Origin of the sequence: Sphingobium sp. SA2, from assembly GCF_032227065.1 — a bacterium.
Classification (GTDB): domain Bacteria; phylum Pseudomonadota; class Alphaproteobacteria; order Sphingomonadales; family Sphingomonadaceae; genus Sphingobium.
This window is the reverse complement of sequence record NZ_JAPMXX010000006.1, coordinates 2,709,486-2,728,928: the sequence shown is the minus strand read 5'-3', so window position 1 is coordinate 2,728,928 and position 19,443 is coordinate 2,709,486. Positions and strand designations below refer to the sequence as shown.

The 19,443-nt window shown below is 63.3% G+C and carries 13 protein-coding genes; 8 read left to right on the top strand and 5 right to left on the bottom strand.

Annotated features, from left to right (window positions below; all coding sequences use genetic code 11):
* The first annotated feature begins 159 nt into the window (after positions 1 to 159).
* Positions 160 to 1,527 (top strand): M20/M25/M40 family metallo-hydrolase, encoded by a 1,368-nt coding sequence (locus tag OVY48_RS20760; RefSeq protein WP_313924279.1) that lies wholly within the window; start codon positions 160 to 162, stop codon positions 1,525 to 1,527.
* 105 nt (positions 1,528 to 1,632) lie between these two features.
* On the opposite strand, the gene leuA is transcribed toward OVY48_RS20760, so the two are convergent.
* Positions 1,633 to 3,306: a 2-isopropylmalate synthase gene (gene leuA, locus OVY48_RS20755; RefSeq protein WP_313924278.1), complete on the bottom strand. Its 1,674-nt coding sequence runs from the start codon at positions 3,304 to 3,306 to the stop codon at positions 1,633 to 1,635.
* Positions 3,307 to 3,631: 325 nt separating this feature from the next.
* Here leuA and alaS point away from each other — a divergent pair, with 325 nt between their 5' ends.
* From alaS to OVY48_RS20725, 6 genes are all read left to right on the top strand, one after another.
* A complete protein-coding gene (gene alaS / locus OVY48_RS20750; RefSeq protein WP_313924277.1) occupies positions 3,632 to 6,286 on the top strand; it encodes an alanine--tRNA ligase in 2,655 nt (884 codons plus the stop codon).
* 231 nt (positions 6,287 to 6,517) lie between these two features.
* The gene (locus OVY48_RS20745; protein ID WP_313924276.1) at positions 6,518 to 7,915 is read left to right on the top strand and encodes a TolC family protein; all 1,398 of its coding nucleotides are present in this window, start codon (positions 6,518 to 6,520) and stop codon (positions 7,913 to 7,915) included.
* Complete coding sequence (locus OVY48_RS20740) at positions 7,912 to 9,639, top strand: ATP-binding cassette domain-containing protein (protein ID WP_313924275.1); 1,728 nt, start codon at positions 7,912 to 7,914, stop codon at positions 9,637 to 9,639. Before OVY48_RS20745 ends, OVY48_RS20740 begins: the two co-directional genes overlap by 4 nt.
* Complete coding sequence (locus tag OVY48_RS20735; RefSeq protein ID WP_313924274.1) at positions 9,636 to 10,940, top strand: HlyD family type I secretion periplasmic adaptor subunit; 1,305 nt, start codon at positions 9,636 to 9,638, stop codon at positions 10,938 to 10,940. Before OVY48_RS20740 ends, OVY48_RS20735 begins: the two co-directional genes overlap by 4 nt.
* 191 nt (positions 10,941 to 11,131) lie before the next feature.
* Entirely contained in the window at positions 11,132 to 11,302 is a 171-nt protein-coding gene (locus OVY48_RS20730; protein WP_313924273.1) for a hypothetical protein, read from the top strand.
* Positions 11,303 to 11,634: 332 nt separating this feature from the next.
* On the top strand, positions 11,635 to 14,865 hold the full coding sequence (locus OVY48_RS20725) for a M10 family metallopeptidase (protein ID WP_313924272.1): 3,231 nt from the start codon (positions 11,635 to 11,637) through the stop codon (positions 14,863 to 14,865).
* Positions 14,866 to 14,948: 83 nt separating this feature from the next.
* On the opposite strand, the gene pth is transcribed toward OVY48_RS20725, so the two are convergent.
* The 4 genes from pth to OVY48_RS20705 all read right to left on the bottom strand — a co-directional run bounded on the left by pth (position 14,949) and on the right by OVY48_RS20705 (position 18,399).
* A complete protein-coding gene (gene pth, locus OVY48_RS20720) occupies positions 14,949 to 15,518 on the bottom strand; it encodes an aminoacyl-tRNA hydrolase (RefSeq protein ID WP_069066625.1) in 570 nt (189 codons plus the stop codon).
* Positions 15,519 to 15,728: 210 nt separating this feature from the next.
* On the bottom strand, positions 15,729 to 16,352 hold the full coding sequence (locus OVY48_RS20715) for a 50S ribosomal protein L25/general stress protein Ctc (RefSeq protein ID WP_069066626.1): 624 nt from the start codon (positions 16,350 to 16,352) through the stop codon (positions 15,729 to 15,731).
* Between the two features lie 247 nt (positions 16,353 to 16,599).
* Complete coding sequence (locus tag OVY48_RS20710; protein WP_313924271.1) at positions 16,600 to 17,487, bottom strand: TraB/GumN family protein; 888 nt, start codon at positions 17,485 to 17,487, stop codon at positions 16,600 to 16,602.
* 6 nt (positions 17,488 to 17,493) lie between these two features.
* Entirely contained in the window at positions 17,494 to 18,399 is a 906-nt protein-coding gene (locus tag OVY48_RS20705; protein ID WP_313924270.1) for a TraB/GumN family protein, read from the bottom strand.
* Between the two features lie 136 nt (positions 18,400 to 18,535).
* Here OVY48_RS20705 and OVY48_RS20700 point away from each other — a divergent pair, with 136 nt between their 5' ends.
* A complete protein-coding gene (locus OVY48_RS20700) occupies positions 18,536 to 19,435 on the top strand; it encodes a glycine--tRNA ligase subunit alpha (protein ID WP_096060751.1) in 900 nt (299 codons plus the stop codon).
* Positions 19,436 to 19,443: the final 8 nt, after the last annotated feature.

Genomic DNA, 19,443 nt, shown 5'->3' with positions numbered 1-19,443 from the left:
AGTGCTGACGGAGGGGTGTTGCCCTATCGAGAGGGTGACACCCCTCCGTCTGGCCTGCGGCCAGCCACCTCCCCTGCCAGGGGAGGATGGGTGCGGAGGATTGGCGGGGGCTTGTGCCTGTGCCACATTGGTTGCCTGACGAAATCGAGGGGCAGGTTTATGGGGTGGCGGTGCGGGTTGTTGGCGGGGGTGGCGGTGATGCTGCCGCAGGTGGCTATGGCGGCGGCGGACCCGGTGGTGGCGAAGGATATCTTGATGCGCTCCGTCGCCTTTCGCACCGTCGAGGGGGCGGGCGAGGTGCCGAAGCTCGCGGCCTATTATGCGTCGGTGCTGAAGGCGGCGGGCTTTGCCGATGCGGACATCGTCATCACGCCGATGGGGGAGACGGCGACCTTTGCTGCGACGATCCGGGGGCGGGATGCGACGCTCAAGCCCCTGCTGATGATCGGCCATATGGATGTGGTGGCGGCCGACCCGAAGGATTGGACCCGCGACCCGTTCGTGCCGGTGGAAGAGAAGGGCTATATTTTCGGGCGAGGCGCGGAGGATAATAAATATGATGTCGCGATGATGGTCGCGACGCTGGCGCAGTTGAAGAAGGACGGGTGGACGCCGCGCCGCACCGTGACGCTACTGCTGTCGGGCGACGAAGAGACCGCGATGGTGACGACGCGGGCGCTGGCGGCGCAATATAAGGACGCGGAACTGTTGCTGAACGGCGATGGCGGCGGCGGGCTGCTGAACGAGGCGGGCGAGCCGGTGCTGTATCAGTTGCAGGCGGGCGAGAAGACCTATGCCGATTTCGAGATCGGCTTTACCGATCCTGGTGGCCATTCGAGCGCGCCGACGGCGGGCAATCCGCTCTATCGGCTGGCGCGGGCGATCGACAGGATCGCGGCGTACCAGTTTGCGCCGATGCGCAATGAACTGACCAAGGCGTCGTTGGCGCTGTCGGCCGACCGGATCGGTGGCGAAGTCGGTGCGGCGATGAAGCGCTATGCAGAAACGGGGGACGCGGCGGCGGCGGACCTGCTGTCGGGCCGACCGGAATTTGTCGGCCAGGTGCGCACGACCTGCGTCGCGACGATGGCGCAGGCGGGCCATGCGCTCAACGCTTTGCCGCAGAGCGCCAAGGTGCAGGTGAATTGCCGGATCTTTCCGGGCGTGGCGATCGACGCGGTGAAGGCGGAACTGGTGCGGGTGGTGGCGGACGAGAGCGCGACCGTCACGACGCTGGGCGATCCGCTGGCGAGCGACGCCTCGCCGCTGCGCGCGGATGTGATGCAGGCAGTGGTCGCGGCCGTTTCCGCACGAGCACCGGGCATCCCGATCATGCCGAGCATGTCCGGCGGCGCCACCGACAGCGTGCATTTCCGCGCGCTTGGCGTGCCGAGCTATGGCGTGTCGAGCCTGTTCATGAAGGCGGAGGACGGCTTTGCCCATGGGCTGAACGAGCGGGCGCCGGTCGCGGGGATCGGCGCGGCGCTGGCGCAGTGGGATGCTGTGTTGCGGGCTTTGGCGAAGTAACCAGGGGCAAATGCATCGTCATCCCAGCGGACGCTGGGATCTCACTTTCTTCAACCATGCGCGGAAGAAAAGAGAGATCCCAGCTTTCGCTGGGATGACGGAGTTTTAGGTCCGCACTGCCACCGCATTGGCCGCCGACAAGACCGCCTGCACCGAAGCCGTCGCGACGTCTGCGTCCGTCCCCACGCCGAACACCGTCCGTCCGTCCGGCGTGCGGCATTCGACATAGGCGGCCGCGTTGACGTTGCTGCCTGCACCGATCGCATGTTCGCTATAGTCGGCGATTTCCAGCTCCACGCCCAGTTCGTCGCGCAGTGCGGCCAGCACCGAGGAGAGCAGGCCATTGCCGCGCCCGGAGATGCTGCGTTCGCCGCCCTTATAGGCGATCTTGCCGGTGAAGATGCGGTCGCCCGCCGCGCCGCTTTCATGATAGTCGATCAGCGCATAGGCCTGATCCCCGGCCAGGCGATAATGGTCCTGGAAGGCGGCCCAGATGTCGGCGGCGTTGAGTTCGCGGCTCGACTGGTCGGCCAGCCCCTGCACCACGCGGGAGAAGTCGGCCTGCATCCGCTTGGGCAGTTTGAAGCCCTTATCCTGTTGCAGCACCCAGGCGACGCCGCCCTTGCCCGACTGCGAATTGACGCGGATCACCGCTTCATAGTCGCGGCCCAGATCCTTGGGGTCGATCGGCAGATAGGGCACGTCCCAGATGAGGTCATTGCGCGCTTCCTGCGCGGCAAAGCCCTTCTTGATCGCGTCCTGATGGCTGCCGGAAAAGGCGGTGAACACCAGCTCGCCGGCATAGGGATGGCGCGGGTGGACGGGCAGCTGGTTGCAATATTCGACCGTCTGGATGACGTTGTCGATGTCGCTGAAATCGAGGCCGGGATTGATGCCCTGCGTGTACATGTTGAGCGCTACGGTCACGATATCGCAATTGCCGGTGCGTTCGCCATTGCCGAACAGGCAGCCTTCGACCCGGTCGGCACCCGCCATGAGGCCGAGTTCCGCCGCCGCGACGCCGGTGCCGCGATCATTATGCGGGTGCAGCGAGATGACCACGCTGTCGCGCTTGCTGATATGGCGGCACATCCATTCGATCTGGTCGGCATAGATGTTGGGGGTGGCGCATTCGACCGTCGCGGGCAGGTTGAGGATCAGCGGCCGCTCTGGCGTGGGCTGGAGAATGTCCATCACCGCCTCGCAACACTCCAGACTGAAATCCAGCTCGGCGGTCGAGAAGGTTTCCGGGCTATATTCGAAATGCCAGTCGGTGTCGGGCTGCTTGGCGGCATTGTCGCGCAGCAGCTTGGCGGCATGGACGGCGATGTCCTTGACCTGCGCCCGGTCCATGCCGAACACGATCCGCCGCCAGGCGGGCGAGACGGCGTTATAGACATGGACGATCGCCCGCTCCGCGCCGCGCAGCGATTCGAAGGTGGTGGCGATCAGGTCTTCGCGGGCTTGCGTGAGCACCTGGACCATCACATCGTCGGGGATGCGGCCTTCCTTCACCAGGCTGGAGATGAAGTCGAACTCGGTCGCGCCGGCCGACGGGAAGCCGACCTCGATCTCCTTGACGCCGACCTGGACCAGCAGGTCGAAGAAGCGGCTCTTCTTCTCCGCGTTCATGGGGTCGATCAGCGCCTGATTGCCGTCACGCAAGTCGGTGGAGAGCCAGCGCGGGGGCGACGTGATGACTTGCGAGGGCCATTGGCGATTGGGCAGGTCGACTTGCGGAAAGGCGCGGTATTTCTGGGCAGGATCGGTCAGCATCATGGGACAGCTACTTCTTTATGCGAACGGGCGTGCAGGAACGGCCCGGTTAACGACTATCAGCGAAAAGGAAGCCCTTAGGCGTATCGTCGCTGCCCATAATCGAAAGGCAACACAAAAACCACGCCTAAGGGCGTGTAAGTCGTAGCAGGGGAAGAAGCGTCGCGCTCTGCATGATGAGCAGGGTGTAGCGGCTTTGGGGGCCGGGCGTCTAGTCGTTTTTGAGCCTTTGCCTGGGTGGGGGCAGAAGGGAGACCGGGACGGCGTTAAAGGGAAACGCCGAAAAGCCCCGCTTGTGCGATGGGCCGCTTCCCCCTAAATCGCCATCATGACCTCGACCAACGACATTCGCCGCTCTTTCCTCGACTATTTCGGGGCTAACGGCCACACCATCGTCCCGTCCGCGCCTTTGGTGCCGCACAACGATCCGACGCTCATGTTCGTCAATGCGGGCATGGTGCCGTTCAAGAATGTCTTTACCGGGCTTGAAACCCGCCCCTACAAGACGGCGACGTCGAGCCAGAAGTCGGTGCGCGCCGGTGGCAAGCATAATGACTTGGACAATGTCGGTTACACGGCGCGGCATCACACCTTCTTTGAAATGCTCGGCAATTTCAGCTTTGGCGATTATTTCAAGGAACAGGCGATCACCCATGCCTGGACGTTGCTGACCAAGGAATGGGGGCTTCCCGCCGACAAGCTGACCGTCACCGTCTATCATACCGATGACGAGGCGTTCGCGCTGTGGAAGAAGATTGCGGGCCTGCCCGATCACCGCATCATCCGCATCCCGACCAAGGATAATTTCTGGGCGATGGGCGACAGCGGCCCGTGCGGTCCCTGTTCGGAAATCTTCTACGACCATGGCGACCATATCTGGGGTGGCCCTCCCGGCAGCCCGGAGGAGGATGGCGACCGCTTCGTCGAGATCTGGAATCTCGTCTTCATGCAATATGAGCAGGAAGCCAATGAGATCGTCAGCGAGCTGCCCAAGCCCTCGATCGACACCGGCATGGGCCTGGAACGCATCGCCGCCGTCATGCAGGGCGTGCATAACAATTATGATACCGACACGTTCAAGGCGCTGATCGAAGCGTCCGGCGCGATCACGCGCACCGCGACCGATGGGGACCATCAGGCCAGCCACCGCGTCATCGCCGATCATCTGCGCTCGACCAGCTTCCTGATCGCCGATGGCGTGCTGCCCGCCAATGAAGGGCGCGGCTATGTGCTGCGCCGGATCATGCGCCGCGCCATGCGCCACGCGCATATTATCGGTGCCAAAGACCCGTTAATGTATCGTCTGGTCGGTAGCCTCGTGTCCGAAATGGGCGCGGCTTACCCTGAACTGGTGCGCGCCCAGCCGCTGATCGAGGAAACCTTGCTGCGGGAGGAAACCCGCTTCCGCAAGACGCTGGAAAATGGCCTGCGCCTGCTTGACGAAGCGACGGTCGATCTGGCCGAGGGCGGCACCTTGCCCGGCGAAACCGCGTTCAAGCTCTATGACACGTTCGGCTTCCCCTATGACCTGACCGAAGATGCGCTGCGTTCGCGTGGCCTTGGCGTCGATCGTACCGGCTTCGACAGCGCCATGGCCGAACAGAAGGCCGCTGCGCGCGCTGCCTGGAAGGGGTCGGGCGACAAGGCATCGGATGAAATCTGGTTCGATATCGCGGAGAAGGCGGGGAATACCGAGTTTATCGGCTATAGCTCGACCGTGGGTGAGGGCGAGGTGCAGGCCATCGTCAAGGACGGTGCGAACGTCGACTCCGCGACCGTCGGCGACAGCGTCATCATCCTCACCAACCAGACGCCCTTTTATGGCGAAAGCGGCGGGCAGATGGGCGATACCGGCCGCATCAGCACGCAGGGCGGCCTGATCGCCAATGTCGAGGATACCGCCAAGCCGCTCGGCCGCCTCCATGCGCACCGTGCGACGATCGAGGCGGGCAGCGTCAAGGTCGGCGACACGGTGCAACTGACGGTCGATGTCGATCATCGCGACCGCGTGCGCGCCAACCATAGCGCGACCCACCTGCTCCATGCGGCGCTGCGCCATCGCCTCGGCGGCCATGTCACGCAAAAGGGCAGCCTGGTCGCGCCCGATCGGCTGCGCTTCGATTTCTCGCACCCCGAATCGCTGACCCACGCGCAGATCGCGCAGGTCGAGGCGGACGTGAACGCGCAGATCCGCCATAATGAGGAAGTCACCACCCGGTTGATGACCCCCGACGATGCGATCGGCGCGGGCGCGATGGCGCTGTTCGGCGAGAAATATGGCGACGAAGTCCGCGTCCTTTCGATGGGGCGCGGCGATGACGCCAACTATTCGGTCGAACTGTGCGGTGGCACCCATGTCCGCGCAACGGGCGATATCGCCTTGTTCAAGATCGTATCGGAAAGCGCCGTGTCGAGCGGCGTCCGCCGGATCGAGGCTCTGACCGGCGAGGCGGCGCGCCTGTGGCTGGCCGATCGCGACGATAAGTTGCGCCAGTCGGCCGCGGCGCTCAAGACGACGCCCGAAGATGTGCCGACGCGCATCGCCGCGCTGGTCGACCAGAGCCGCCGTCTGGAGCGTGAACTCGCTGAAGCCAAGAAGGCGCTTGCGCTGGGCGGCGGCGGGGCGGCTCAGGCGGCCGGGCCGGAGCAGGTGGGTAATGTCAGCTTCCTGGGTCAGGTCATCGACGGCCTCGACCCCAAGGAATTGCGCGGCATCGTTGATGGCAACAAGAAGGCCCTGGGCAGCGGCGTGTCCGCCATCCTCGCCGTGGTCGATGGTCGCGCGACCATCGCCGTGGGCGTCACCGACGACCTGACCGGCACGCTGAGCGCCGTCGATCTCGTCCGTATCGGCGTGGAGGCGCTGGGCGGCAAGGGCGGCGGCGGGCGTCCCGACATGGCGCAGGGCGGCGGCCCCGATGGCGACAAGGCACAGGCCGCGCTGGAGGCGGTCAAGGCCGCGCTGGAGAAGGTCGCAGCCTGACGAAAAGCCCCTGAATAGCCGCATGATTACCGGCTATTCTCGCTGGCGATCCAAGTTGCGCGGAATCGTCACATCAGGCATATAGCGTCGCACTACACCCGAACATGGTCTTAACTGGGGTCGCAAAGCTCATGTTGGGATAACCATTATGTGATTTTGGGGTGGGGTTTTTTGTCGATCGCTAGGCTGCCTGGGGGGCGGTCCAACCTGTTGGGCCGGTGGCATAGGGGCATGATGACGCGCATGGCGTTGTTGGCCTGCTGCGGCTGTACGTCCGGCGCATGGGCGCAGGACAGCCTCATCCTCCCGCCCAATCCCACGCCTTTCAGCCATCCGGTACAGGCCGATCCATTGATCGATCTGGTCGATCGTGTCGGACCGCCGGACCAGTTTCGCGCGGAAATCGAATCGGCGGTCCAGACCAATGCGCTGATGGACGAGGCCCGCGCGGGCGAGCGCGAGGCGCAGGCGGCGCGGGTGCAGGCGCGCTCGGCGATCTTCCCGACGCTGGACCTCAGCGTGGACGCGCATCGCTCGTTCGCGCGCAATTTCTCCAACGATCCCGGCAATATCGTCGAACGATCCCGCCCCGAAGGGCGTACCGACGCCACGGCCTCGCTACGGCAGCGGCTCCTCGATTTCGGCGCGGCGTCGAGCCGCATCAATGCAGGCAATGCGCGGGTCGAGGCGGCGCGGTCCGGCATCATGGGCTATGGCACCGATGTCGCATTGCGCACCGTGACCGCCTGGTATTCGATCCTGGCGCAGCGGCTGATGGAGCGGGCAGCGATCGATTATGGCGTGCGGCAGATGCGCCTGCGGGCCGCGGTCGAGCGCCGCATCGAGCAGGGCTTCTCCGCGCGCGGCGACCTGCCCCGCATCGACAGTTCGATCGCCTCGGTCCAGACCCGGCTCGCCATGTATCAACGTGACCGGGCCAGTGCCGAAGCGCAATATCGCGCGCTGGCCGGGCATGACGCCCCCGTCGACCTGATGCGCGCGCCCTTGCCGCCGATGGACGCCAGCAGCCGCGAATCGCTGGAAACGCTGATCCTGCGCTCGCCGACCGTGTTGAAGGCCGAGGCCGAAGCGCGCGCCGCGCGGCAGGATGCGCGTGCGGTCCGGTCCGACCGACTGCCGACGATTGCCGCCGGGGTGGATGCGGGCCGCTATGGCGTGTTCGAAAATCCCGGCGACTATGACATTCGCGGCCGCCTCATCATCCGCGCCCAGCTTGGTGCGGGGATCAATGCGAAGGCCGATCAGGCGACCGCGCGCGCCGATGCCGCCGATGCCTATGCCGCGCGCGTCCGGCGCGAGGCGCTGCGCGATGCCGAGATGGCTTGGGGCGACGTGCGCGGGCTCGACGCGCAGTTGAAGGCGGCGCAGGCGACCTACCTCGCCAGCCGCGACAGCCGCGACGTCTATGCCGCACGCTTCGCATCGTCGGGCGGCACCTTGTTCGATGTCATCACGTCCGAAGACAATTATTTCGCATCCATCGCGACCTATGTGCAGACATTGGCGGAGCGCGACCTGTCGCGCTTCGTCCTGCTGGCCAGAGCGGGCCAGTTGCTGGACGAACTGTCGATCGCGGTCGATTCCTCCGACGGGGCCGCCAGACCATGAATGAAGAGCCTCTGCTCGCCACCGGCAAGCGCCGCTTCGCCCCCTGGCTGATTGCACCGATGATGCGCAATCGCGGCATCTATATGAAGGTCGCGGTCGCTGCCGCGCTGATCAACATCTTCGCGCTCGTGTCGGCGCTCTTTACCATGACCGTCTATGACCGGATCGTCCCCAATGACGGTGCGGCCTCGCTGGTGGGGCTGAGCATCGGTCTGGTCTTCGTCATCATCTTCGACTTCGTACTGCGGTTGCTGCGCGTCTATTTCGTTGATGTCGCCGGGGCCAATATCGATCATGATGTCGGCGAAACGCTGTTCGCCAAGCTGCTTGCGCTGCGGCTCGACCATCGGCGGGGATCGACCGGCGCGCTCACCGGGCTGATGCGCGAGTTGGAGACGTTGCGCGACTTCTTCGCCTCGGTGACGCTGACCGCGCTGATCGATGTGCCCTTCATCTTCGTCACCCTCGCGGTGATCGCCATGCTGGGCGGTGTGCTGGTGGTGCTGCCGCTGGCGATGATCCCGCTCGTCATCCTGTCGGGCATCGTCACCACCCCCGCGCTCGACCGCATGTCGTCGCGCAGCCTGGGCGATGGCCTGCTCAAGCAATCGGTGCTGGTCGAAACCATCGGCAGCCTGGAAACGGTCAAGGCGATCGGGGCCGGACCGATGCTGAGCGGCCGCTGGCGCAAGGCGCTGATCAGCCATTCGGAAAGCTCGCTTGGCCAGCGGCTGATCTCCTCCATCCCGATGACGGTCGCCAACAGCGCATCGACCATTGCCTATTGCGGCATCATCATCGTGGGCGTCGGCCTGCTGCGCAGTAACGAGATTACGACCGGGGCGCTGCTCGCCTGCTCCATCCTGTGTGGCCGTGCGCTTGCGCCGCTGGCGCAGATCGCGACGCTGCTGTCGCGTCTGTCCGCGACGCGCGTCGCCTATCGGCAGATCAACGCGCTGATGGATGCGCCGAGCGAAGGGCCGCAGGGCGATGCGCTCCACCCCGGCGTGCTGCGTGGGCAGATAGAATTGCGCAATGTCGGCTTCCGCTATCCCGGTTCGCCCGAAAAGGCGCTGGAACAGGTCAACCTGACGATCGCACCGGGCGAACGGGTCGGCTTTCTGGGGCGGGTCGGGTCCGGCAAGTCCACGCTCGCTCGACTGGTTCTCGGCCTCTATGAACCCGAAGATGGCGTCGTCATGATCGATGGCATCGATGTGCGCCAATATGACCCCATCGAATTGCGCCGCCTGATCGGCGCGGGGATGCAGGACAATGTGCTGATCGCCGGGACGGTGCGCCAGAATATCTGCCTGGACCGCGCCGTCGTGGATCAGGAGGAGATGATCCGCGCGACGGAGATCAGCGGCACGCATCGTTTCATGGGGCCGATCACCAATGGCTATGACCTGCGCCTGACCGATCGCGGCGATGGCCTGTCGGGTGGCCAGCGCCAGTCGATCGCGATCGCCCGCGCGCTGGCGGGTCGCCCTCAAATCCTGATCTTCGATGAACCCAGCAGCTCCATGGACGCGCAGACCGAGGCCGAACTCATCACCCGCCTGCATCCCGAAGTGCAGGGGCGCACGCTGATGCTGATCACCCATCGCACCTCCCTGCTGGCGCTGGTCGACCGGATCGTCGTGCTCGACAAGGGGCGGATCGTGGCGGATGGTCCGCGCGATGCCGTGCTGCAAAAACTGACCAGAGGAAAAGCGGCATGACCGGCCGGGCACTGACGCAGGAGCCTGCGACCTATATCAAGCCCCGCGTGCCCGCGAACATCATCCTGTGGACCATCGCCGCCTTCGTGTTGATATTTCTGCTCTGGGCCTGGCTCACGGAAATCGACCGGACCGTCCGCGCCAATGGTCGGGTCATCCCCAGCTCGCAATTGCAGATCATCTCCAATCTTGAAGGCGGTGTGGTCGAATCGATCATGGTGCGCACGGGCCAGGATGTGAAGCAGGGCACGGCGCTGGTCCGGCTCAGCCCGATCCAGCCGGGCGCGGAGCTGGAGAGCAATCGTGCCAGCAGCGATTCGCTGCAGTTCAAGATCATCCGCCTGGAAGCCGAAATTACGGGCCGCGCGCCGCGCTTCCCGCAGCCGCGCAACGCCCAGATGGCGAGCCAGATCGAAGTCGAGCAAAGCCTCTATCGGTCGCGCATGGCCGAACTTGCCGCCCTGTCCAGCGTCGGCACCGCCCGCATCGCGCAGGCATCGCGCACCATCGCCGAAGCCAGCGCCGCGCAGGACGCGCGCATCTCCGCCCGCGAAACCGCGCGCGCCGATCTCGACCTGGTGCGGCCATTGGTGCAGGAGGGGATCGAGCCGCGCCGCACCTTGTTGCAGGCGCAAAATGCCTTCAGCATGTCGACCAGCGATGCGCAGGGGGCTGCTGCGGCACTCAGCCGCGCCCATTCGCTGCTGGCCGAGGCGCAGGCCAGCGCGCTCCAGCAGAAGCGCGACTGGCTGGCGCGCGCCGCTGGGGAACTGACCGCCGCGCGCGCGGAGATGTCCGTACGCCAGGCGACTATGCCGGCCTATAAATACAGGCTCGAACGCACGACGCTGAAGGCGCCGATGGACGGGCGTATCAACCGCGTCTTCGTGACGACGGTCGGCGGCAGCGTGCGCCCCGGCGACCCGCTGCTCGAAATGGTGCCCGCGCGCGATACGCTGATCGTCGAGGCGATGGTCGCGGCCAAGGACATCGCGTCGGTCAAGCTCGGCCAGCGGGCAAAGGTCCATATCTCCGCCTATGATAGCGCGGTTTATGGATCGATGCCCGGTGCCGTCATTGCCGTGTCGCCCGACGCGGTGGTGAACGAACGCACGGGCGAAAGCCATTATGTCGTGCGCGTTCGCACCACGGCCACGGGGATGAAGGACTCGGCCGGGCGCGACCTGCCCATCGGTCCCGGCATGGGGGCCGAAGTCAATCTGCTGGGCGACAAGCGCTCGATCCTCGCCTACATCTTCACCCCCATCACCCGCCTGAGCGAAACGGCGTTTCGCGAATAGGGGCGTTCATTGAGCGCGGCGTCGAAATCTGGTAAAGCCGCACTCCCTTGTCGAGGGATTTTCCTATGCGTCATCTTATTGCTCGTTTCGTTTTGATAGCGGGATGCCTGAGCCTGTCCGCTTGCGCCGCAGCGCGACCGGCTGCCCCACGCCAGCAATCTTATGAAGCGCCGCCTGGCACAGGCGGTATCATGCGACCACCCGGCGACCGGGAAGTCGCCGTTCGCGAACAGTTTGAGGACGCACAACGGCGCAATAGCGAGGCAGCCTATCGCCTCTTTGCCGAACGGCACCCTGGCCATGCCTTGGCGCGCGAAGCCGAACGGCGGGCGGAGCGTCTGCGCCAGGACGGACCGCATTAGGTCTCGCCACGTCATCACCCGCGGTTTTCGATCCTGATCATTATCCGTTTTCGGAAGTGACCCATCATGGTCCAGTCGCGCCCAACATCTTTGAAATAAATTCCATTTTCGGCGGGTCATGCCCTTGAAATAATAGGTTGAATTTCAATAGCATAGAAATATTGAATTAGCATCATATTGTAATGATTGAGAAATCTATCGCTTGGAAGTTGCCTATAATGGTGCCATTACGTCGCTCCATAGTGGTCGCCTAAAAAAGGCACAGTGAACGTGTCATCCAACGCAGTTTTGCAGGAGGATGTATGCTTAGGATCACCGAGGGCGGCCCCCTAATGGCCAAGTTGAGAGACGAAGATGACATAGTGTCGCCATTCGACACGCCGTCCTCTTTCACGGATGTATCGGACATCTGGTCTCTTTCGAACAACGAACAAGTGCGCAGCGAAATCCGGCTGCTCTATCCGCAGGACGTCATGCCCGAACCGGTCAGCACCGGCGCGCCGGGCGACCTCGACGCGCCGCAGGAAAATGGCAATGGCAACACGACGCTAGCGCAGGCGGCTACGGGCAACCAGATCATCGACGGCTTGTTCAGCGGCATCAAATGGGATCCCGCCCAGACAATCTACTATAGCGACACGGATTCCGCCGCTGATTATCAGGCTGGCTATAATTCTGACGCTGACGGCGATACCATCAGTGCCCAGAATGAAGGCTTTTCACAATTCACCGCGCAACAGACGCTTGCTTTTCACACCGCGCTCAATTCCTTTGCTTATACGCAATCCAGCGCAGCCACCGCTTTTGGTGTCGAATCCTTCACGAATTTGACGCTCGACTATGATGGCGCCGGGTCATCGGCAGCCACGATCCGCGGTGCCAACTCCAGCGACCCTGGCACGGCTTATGCTTACTATCCCAGCAACAGCATCTATGGCGGCGATACCTTCTTCGGCAACGCCTATGACGGCACCGTCTATTCGCTGAAGACGCCGACGGCGGGCAACTATGCCTGGCACACCATGTTCCATGAACTTGGCCATTCGCTGGGTCTGGCGCATGGTCAGACGGGCGGAGCCTATGGCGCACTGCCAACGGCTTGGGATTCGATCGAATTCACGGTCATGACCTATCGCAGCTATATCGGCGATCCGCTGACCGGCGGCTATTCCTATGAACAATGGGGAGCGCCGCAAAGCTATATGATGCTCGACATCCTGGCTTTGCAGACGATGTACGGGGCCGACTATTCGGTCAATTCGGGCGACACCGTCTATACGTGGAGCCAGACCGGCGGCGAAACCCTGATCAATGGGTCGGTGGCCATCGATCCGGGCGGCAACCGCATCTTCGCGACCATCTGGGACGGTGGCGGCATCGATACCTATAATCTTTCCAACTATACCACCAATCTGACGCTGGATCTCAATCCCGGCGGCCATTCGACGTTCAGCAGCGCGCAGATCGCTTATCTGGGCGATGGCAATTATGCCCGCGGCAATATCTTCAATGCGCTGCTGTTCGGCGGCAACACCGCATCCTTGATCGAAAACGCCAATGGCGGGTCGGGCAACGACACGATCACCGGTAACCAGGCCGATAACGTGCTGAACGGCAATGGCGGCAGCGATGTGCTCAACGGCGGATTGGGCAATGATACGCTATATGGCGGGTCGGGCGATGACGTGCTGGATGGCAGTCAGGGCGACGATACCCTCTATGGCGGCGACGGGAACGACATACTCGATGCTGGCGACGGCACCGACGTTGTCTATGGTGGCAATGGCAATGACACCATCTACGGCGGCTATTTCGGCGATTCGGTTTATGGCGAGGCAGGGAACGATGTCTTCATCGTTCGCCAAACGGGGTCGGCGACGGAATTCGGCGACAATGTTGATGGCGGCACCGGCGTCGATCGGCTGGACCTCAGCCAGATTACGACGATCTATGGCTCGACCGTCAATCTGACGTCGGGTAGCTGGCAATATAACCCGCTTTATGGTGGTCCCTGGACGATTACGGCCGTCGAAAATGTCGATGGCACGCAATTGGCAGACACCATCACCGGCAATGCGTCCGCCAACGTCATCAACGGCAATGCTGGAGATGATACGCTCTATGGCGAGGCGGGCAATGATACGCTGAACGGCGGCAGCGGCACCGACATGATTTACGGCGGCACCGGCAACGACATCATCAATGGCGGCGACGGCAACGACCTGTTGATAGGTGGCGACGGTAATGATGTCTTTGACGGCGGCAGTGGCATCGATATCATCTATGGTGAGGCAGGTGACGATACGTTCCGGCTCGTGAGCGGCTGGAATGGTGGTTATGGCGAAATCTATGTCGGCGGCGCAGGCTCCGATACGTTCGACATCACCGGCATCAGTTCGACGGCCACTGTCAATCTCACTGACGGCACGTTCACATACACACCGGGCGGGTCGGGGCCTATCAGCCTGTCCAGTATTGAAAATGTCATCGGTAACGCGGCCAATGATACGTTGATTGGGTCGGGTGAAGCCAATAGACTGGTTGGTAATGCAGGCAATGATGCGCTCTATGGCCTGGGCGATGCCGACACGCTGATCGGTGGCGATGGCGATGACATTCTGGATGGCGGCACCGGCGTAGACGTCATGAATGGCGGCGCTGGCAACGACACTTACTATGTCGATACGGCGAGCGACAATGTCATCGAATCGTCGGGTGCCGGTACGGACCTGATCTATTCGTCCGTGACCTACACGCTGGTTGGTCGCGCGGTCGAAAATGCGACCCTGACGGGGACGTCGGGGTCCAGCCTCACGGGGAACGCCCTCGACAATGCGCTCAACGGCAACAGCGGCAATAACAAGCTGACCGGCGAAAACGGTAACGACATTCTGTTCGGCTTCGATGGGGATGACCTGCTCGAAGGGGGCGCTGGCAACGACACGATCAACGGCGGCAACGGCATCGACACGCTCAGCTATGTCAATGCAACCTCGGCCGTCACGGTCAGCCTGTCGGTCGCAGCTGCGCAGGTGACCGGCGGTGCCGGGACGGACACCGTGGCGTTGATGGAAAATATCAACGGTTCGGCCTTCAACGACGTGCTGACCGGCAGCTCCGCCAATAACGTCATCAAGGGCGGCGCTGGCAACGACGAACTGATCGGCGGTGGCGGCAATGATACGCTGGAAGGCGGCGGCGGTAATGATGTGCTGAGCGGCGGGTCGGGCAACGACACGATGGTTGGTGGTGCCGGCAACGACATCTTCGCCTTCATGAATGGTCTGACTGCCAATCTCGACACCATCACTGATTATTCGGTGGCGAACGACCAGTTCCGGCTGAATTCGGCGGCCTTTGGTGGCTTGCCGGTCGGGGTGCTGACCGCTGCGGCGTTCCGCATCGGGGCAGGCGCCGCCGATGCCAGTGACCGGATCATCTACAACAGCGCGACCGGCGCGCTGCTGTTCGATGCCGATGGCAATGGGGCGGGGGCTGCGGTGCAGTTCGCGTCCATCTCCACCGGGCTGGCGATGACCAACGCCGAGTTCGTGATCGTCTGATGTAGCAAGGGCAGGGGGCCAACCCCTCCTGCCCATAGGAAGCGGCGTCCGGCACCCTGTCGGACGCCGTTTGCCTTTGGCGCTCAGTCCGCCAGCCGCAACGCGACTTCGTTCATGAAGCGCGCATCATCGCCCTTGGCCAGCCATTCCGCCTCGGCCCCGATCGCGCCCAGCATCGCGGCGAGCGCATCCATCTCGCTCTTGGCGTAATTGCCCAGCACATAGCCATGGACCTTGTCCTTATGGCCCGGATGGCCGATGCCGATCCGCACCCGGCGGAAATCCGCGCCGATATGCGCGTCGGTCGATCGCAGGCCATTATGCCCGGCATTGCCGCCGCCGCGCTTCACCTTCACCTTCATCGGCACCAGGTCGAGTTCGTCGTGAAAGACGGTCACATCCTGCGGCGTCAGCTTGTAGAAGCGCATCGCTTCACCCACCGACCGGCCGCTTTCGTTCATGAAGGTTGCGGGTTTGAGCAGCAGGATCTTCTCCGTGCCGATCCGCCCTTCCTGCACCCAGCCCTGAAACTGCTTTTTGGGCGGCGAAAAGCGATGCAGATCGGCGATCAGGTCGGCGACCATGAAGCCGACATTATGCCGGTGCATCGCATATTGCGTGCCCGGATTGCCGAGCCCCACCCAGATTTGCATGGCTTTTCTTCCCGAATCAAAAACCTCCGTTCGTCCAGAGTAGCCCCTTCGACTGCCTGCTAAGGCAGTCGCTCAGGACAGGCATTGAGCGAAGTCGAAATGGCGTATCGAAGGATCAGTCCCTGGGACCAATGCTTCGATACGGGCCTTCGACAAGCTCAGTCCCTACTCAGCACGAACGGAGGTTTGAGAGTTTGAAGCGTTAGAGGCTTATTCGGCCGTGGCTTCCGCCTCGGCGTCGCCTTCGCCACCCTCGGCGCTCTTCAGCGCGGACGGGGCCACGATCGTCGCGATGGTGAAGTCGCGATCATCGATCGCCGCCTTCGCGCCCTTGGGCAGCTTGACCGCGCTGATGTGGATCGAATCACCGACTTCAAAGCCGGTCAGATCAACCACGACATCTTCGGGAATGTCGGCGGCATCGACGATCAGTTCGACGTCATGACGAACGATGTTCAGCACGCCGCCCTTTTTCAGGCCCGGCGAAGCGGCTTCATTTTCGAAGCGCACCGGCACCGCTACGGTGACGCTGGCATGTTCCGAAACGCGCAGGAAGTCGGCGTGCAGCGGACGGTCGGAGACGGGGTGGAAGGCCACGTCCTTGGCGAGGGTGCGGATGGACTTGCCACCGACTTCCACCATGACGACCGAGTTGAAGAAATGACCGGTGCCCAGCAGCTTGTTGAGGAGCTTTTCCTCGACGTGGATCGACTGGGGTTCTTCGTTCATTCCATAGATGACGGCGGGTACGCGGCCCTCACGGCGGAGGGCGCGGGAGGCTCCCTTGCCTGCCCGATCGCGTGCCTCGGCCGACAGCGTAAGCTGCTCGCTCATTGCGTGTCTCCAAAAGCTGGTTTGAGTTACATTTTCCCGCCACGCCTCCAGGGATGACCATCGCGGGAGCGCGCCCTTTAGCAGAAAAGGGCAAGATTGCAAGGTGGGGCGCGACACAATGTCCGTTCGTCCTGAGTAGAGGCTGAGCTTGTCGAAGCCTCGTATCGAAGGATGCGCGTGAGCCGGTCCTTCGATACGCTATTTCGACTTCGCTCAATAGCTACTCAGGACGAACGGACATTTGCAATCACTGCACCCGCGTCACCGTAAAGCCCTTGGCCTTCAACAACTCGATCAGATTCTCGCGCCCCGTCAGATGCCCGGCACCCACCGCGATGAAAGGCCGCCCCGTCATCGGCGCGATTGCCTTCACCCAGTCGCGGTTGCGCGCGACCAGCACGGCTTCCTCGACCACCGGATCGGGCTGTTCGCCATTCTGGTCCTCCTTCGCGATCGCCTCCATGTCGCCGTTGCGCCAGGCGGTCAGGATGCGGTCGAACAGGGCCTTCATATCCTTCGTCTCGCGCACCGTCTGCACCAGCAGCTTCGCCTGCGCGGAATCAGGCAACGTGTCGAACGCGGCGAATTGCCGCTCCACCGTTTCCAGCCCGCCAATCGGCTTGCCCGCCTTTTTGAACGCGGCGATTAGCACCGGCTCCACGCCATCATCCTGGCTGACCTTGAGCGCCTGCTGGCTGGCGGCCGACAACAGCATCGCCGCCGCCCAGCTTTCATAGCCCGACAGCATCTGCGTGCTGGTGCCGCCATCCGCCACCGCCTTGACGAGCGCGGCCTGATCTTCCTCCGGCACGCGCTGGTCGAGCGGGGGCAGGCCGGGGCTGCGCCCCATAGATTCGAACAATGCCAGCGTCTTCTGCTCGTCCTGCAAATCCGCCGCTTCCAGCACCAGCCGATCCGCCTGCGCCATTGCCTCGCTGATCGTCGGCGTCTCCCACGCCACCCCCTTGGGCAGCACATGGATGGTGCCGAACAGCCAGCCCTTCATGGGGCCGCGTGATATCTGCCACAGCGCCGGGCCAGCTTGCGCAGCCTCCGGCTTGGGACTGTTATCTTGCCCACAGGCCGCGACCAGCGTCAGCGCGCACAGCGCCAGGAAATGGGTGAACCGCCGCATCGTCGCTTACTCCTTGATCCGCCGGGCCTTGATGCCCAGCGTCTTCAACTGATCCTGCACACTGCCCTTGCCCGCCAGATGCCCCGCGCCGACCGCGACGAATATCGTCCCCGGCGTCGCCATCCGCGCCTTGATCCATTGCGCCCAGTTCGCATTGCGCCCGATCAGCAGCACTTGCGCCAGCTCCGGCGTCGCCTCCAGCGACTCGTTCATCGATGTGCCGAGCTTCTCCGGGTCGCCCGCCTGCCAGTGGCGCAGCAAGGCGGCGAACTCCGTTTCCATCTCCGGCAGGCCATCGACGGTCGCGTTCAGGAAAGCGACCTGCTGTTCCATCGGCAGCGTCGCGAAGAAATCGATCTGCTGCTCGACCGTCTCCAGCGCCTCGACCCGCTTGCCCGCCTTCACCGCCGCCGAGCGCAAAATCTTCTCCGCGCCAAGGTCCGCTTGATAGCCCATCTTGGCCAACGGCGCGACGGCCAGCGCCATGCCCGCCATCCATGGGTTCATCCGGTCGAAGGCCGGTGCGGGCAGGCCATTCGCCGCCATCGCCGCGCGATATTTCTCCCGCGCCTCCGGGGTTAGCCGGTCGGACAGCGCCACGCGATCCTGCGCCAACGCCTTGGGCATCATGATAGCGCTCATCGCATTGGGATCGTCCGGCTCGATAATCTCCAGCACCAGCTCGTCAGATCCGTCGAACGCGGCCTTCACCCCGTCGCGAAACCAGTCCACGTTCGGCTTCATCACATGCACGGTGCCGAACAGATAGAGCGTCGTGTCCGCATCCTGCACCCGCCACAGCGCGGGCGTCGCGACGTTGGTGGCGGGCGGGGCAGGGCGGGCGGCGACCGGGCCACCAGTCAACAGCAAGGCGGCGGCAAGGCCATGGGCCAGATAAGCAAGCATCTTCATAGCCCCGACCATGCGGGGCGGATAGCGGAAGGGCAAGCCACTTAACCCTGTTTCGCTGCGTCCTGCCCTTGACCCTATCGGCCCCATGCGCCAAGGCGCGAGCCAGCAAAACCGACCATTTCGCGAAGGACTATTCGTGGCCGAAGGCAAAGCGCTTTCCTTCCAGGACCTCATCCTGACCCTCCATGCCTATTGGGGGAAACAGGGCTGCGTCATCCTCCAGCCCTATGACATGGAAGTCGGCGCGGGCACCTTCCACCCCGCCACCACCCTGCGCGCGCTCGGGCCGCAGCCGTGGAACGCCGCCTATGTTCAGCCCAGCCGCCGCCCCACGGATGGCCGCTATGGCGAAAACCCCAATCGGCTGCAGCATTATTACCAATATCAGGTGATCATGAAGCCCAGCCCCGCCAATCTGCAGGAGCTGTATCTGGGCAGCCTGGTGGAAATCGGCATCGATCCCTTGGTCCACGACATCCGCTTTGTCGAGGATGACTGGGAAAGCCCGACGCTGGGCGCCTGGGGCTTGGGCTGGGAAGTGTGGTGCGACGGCATGGAAGTCACGCAATTCACCTATTTCCAGCAGATGGGCGGCTATGACTGCAAGCCGGTCGCGGGCGAACTGACCTACGGCCTCGAACGGCTCGCCATGTATATTCAGGGCGTCGACAGCGTCTATGACCTGAAATTCAACGACGCTGGCGTCACCTATGGCGACGTATTCCTGGCCAACGAGCAGCAGATGTCGAAATGGAATTTCGAGGTCGCCGACACCGAAAAACTGTTCCGCTGGTTCAAGGATTGCCAGTCCGAATGGCGCAGCTGCATCGACAATGGCGTGCCGCTGGCCGCCTATGACCAGGCGATCAAGGCCAGCCACGTCTTCAACCTGCTCCAGGCGCGCGGCGTGATCTCGGTACAGGAACGCGCAAGCTATATGGGGCAAGTGCGCGACATGGCGAAGGGCAGTTGCGAGGCATGGATTGCGAGCAATAGCGATGCTTGGAGCGCGAAATTTCCGGGGTGGGTGGTGTGAGCCTTGTG

Coding starts and splice junctions, on each gene's coding strand:
- OVY48_RS20760 (WP_313924279.1), top strand. CDS start 160: ATGGGGTGGCGGTGCGGGTTGTTGGCGGGGGTGGCGGTGATGCTGCCG.
- leuA (WP_313924278.1), bottom strand. CDS start 3,306: ATGATGCTGACCGATCCTGCCCAGAAATACCGCGCCTTTCCGCAAGTC.
- alaS (WP_313924277.1), top strand. CDS start 3,632: ATGACCTCGACCAACGACATTCGCCGCTCTTTCCTCGACTATTTCGGG.
- OVY48_RS20745 (WP_313924276.1), top strand. CDS start 6,518: ATGATGACGCGCATGGCGTTGTTGGCCTGCTGCGGCTGTACGTCCGGC.
- OVY48_RS20740 (WP_313924275.1), top strand. CDS start 7,912: ATGAATGAAGAGCCTCTGCTCGCCACCGGCAAGCGCCGCTTCGCCCCC.
- OVY48_RS20735 (WP_313924274.1), top strand. CDS start 9,636: ATGACCGGCCGGGCACTGACGCAGGAGCCTGCGACCTATATCAAGCCC.
- OVY48_RS20730 (WP_313924273.1), top strand. CDS start 11,132: ATGCGACCACCCGGCGACCGGGAAGTCGCCGTTCGCGAACAGTTTGAG.
- OVY48_RS20725 (WP_313924272.1), top strand. CDS start 11,635: ATGGCCAAGTTGAGAGACGAAGATGACATAGTGTCGCCATTCGACACG.
- pth (WP_069066625.1), bottom strand. CDS start 15,518: ATGCAAATCTGGGTGGGGCTCGGCAATCCGGGCACGCAATATGCGATG.
- OVY48_RS20715 (WP_069066626.1), bottom strand. CDS start 16,352: ATGAGCGAGCAGCTTACGCTGTCGGCCGAGGCACGCGATCGGGCAGGC.
- OVY48_RS20710 (WP_313924271.1), bottom strand. CDS start 17,487: ATGCGGCGGTTCACCCATTTCCTGGCGCTGTGCGCGCTGACGCTGGTC.
- OVY48_RS20705 (WP_313924270.1), bottom strand. CDS start 18,399: ATGAAGATGCTTGCTTATCTGGCCCATGGCCTTGCCGCCGCCTTGCTG.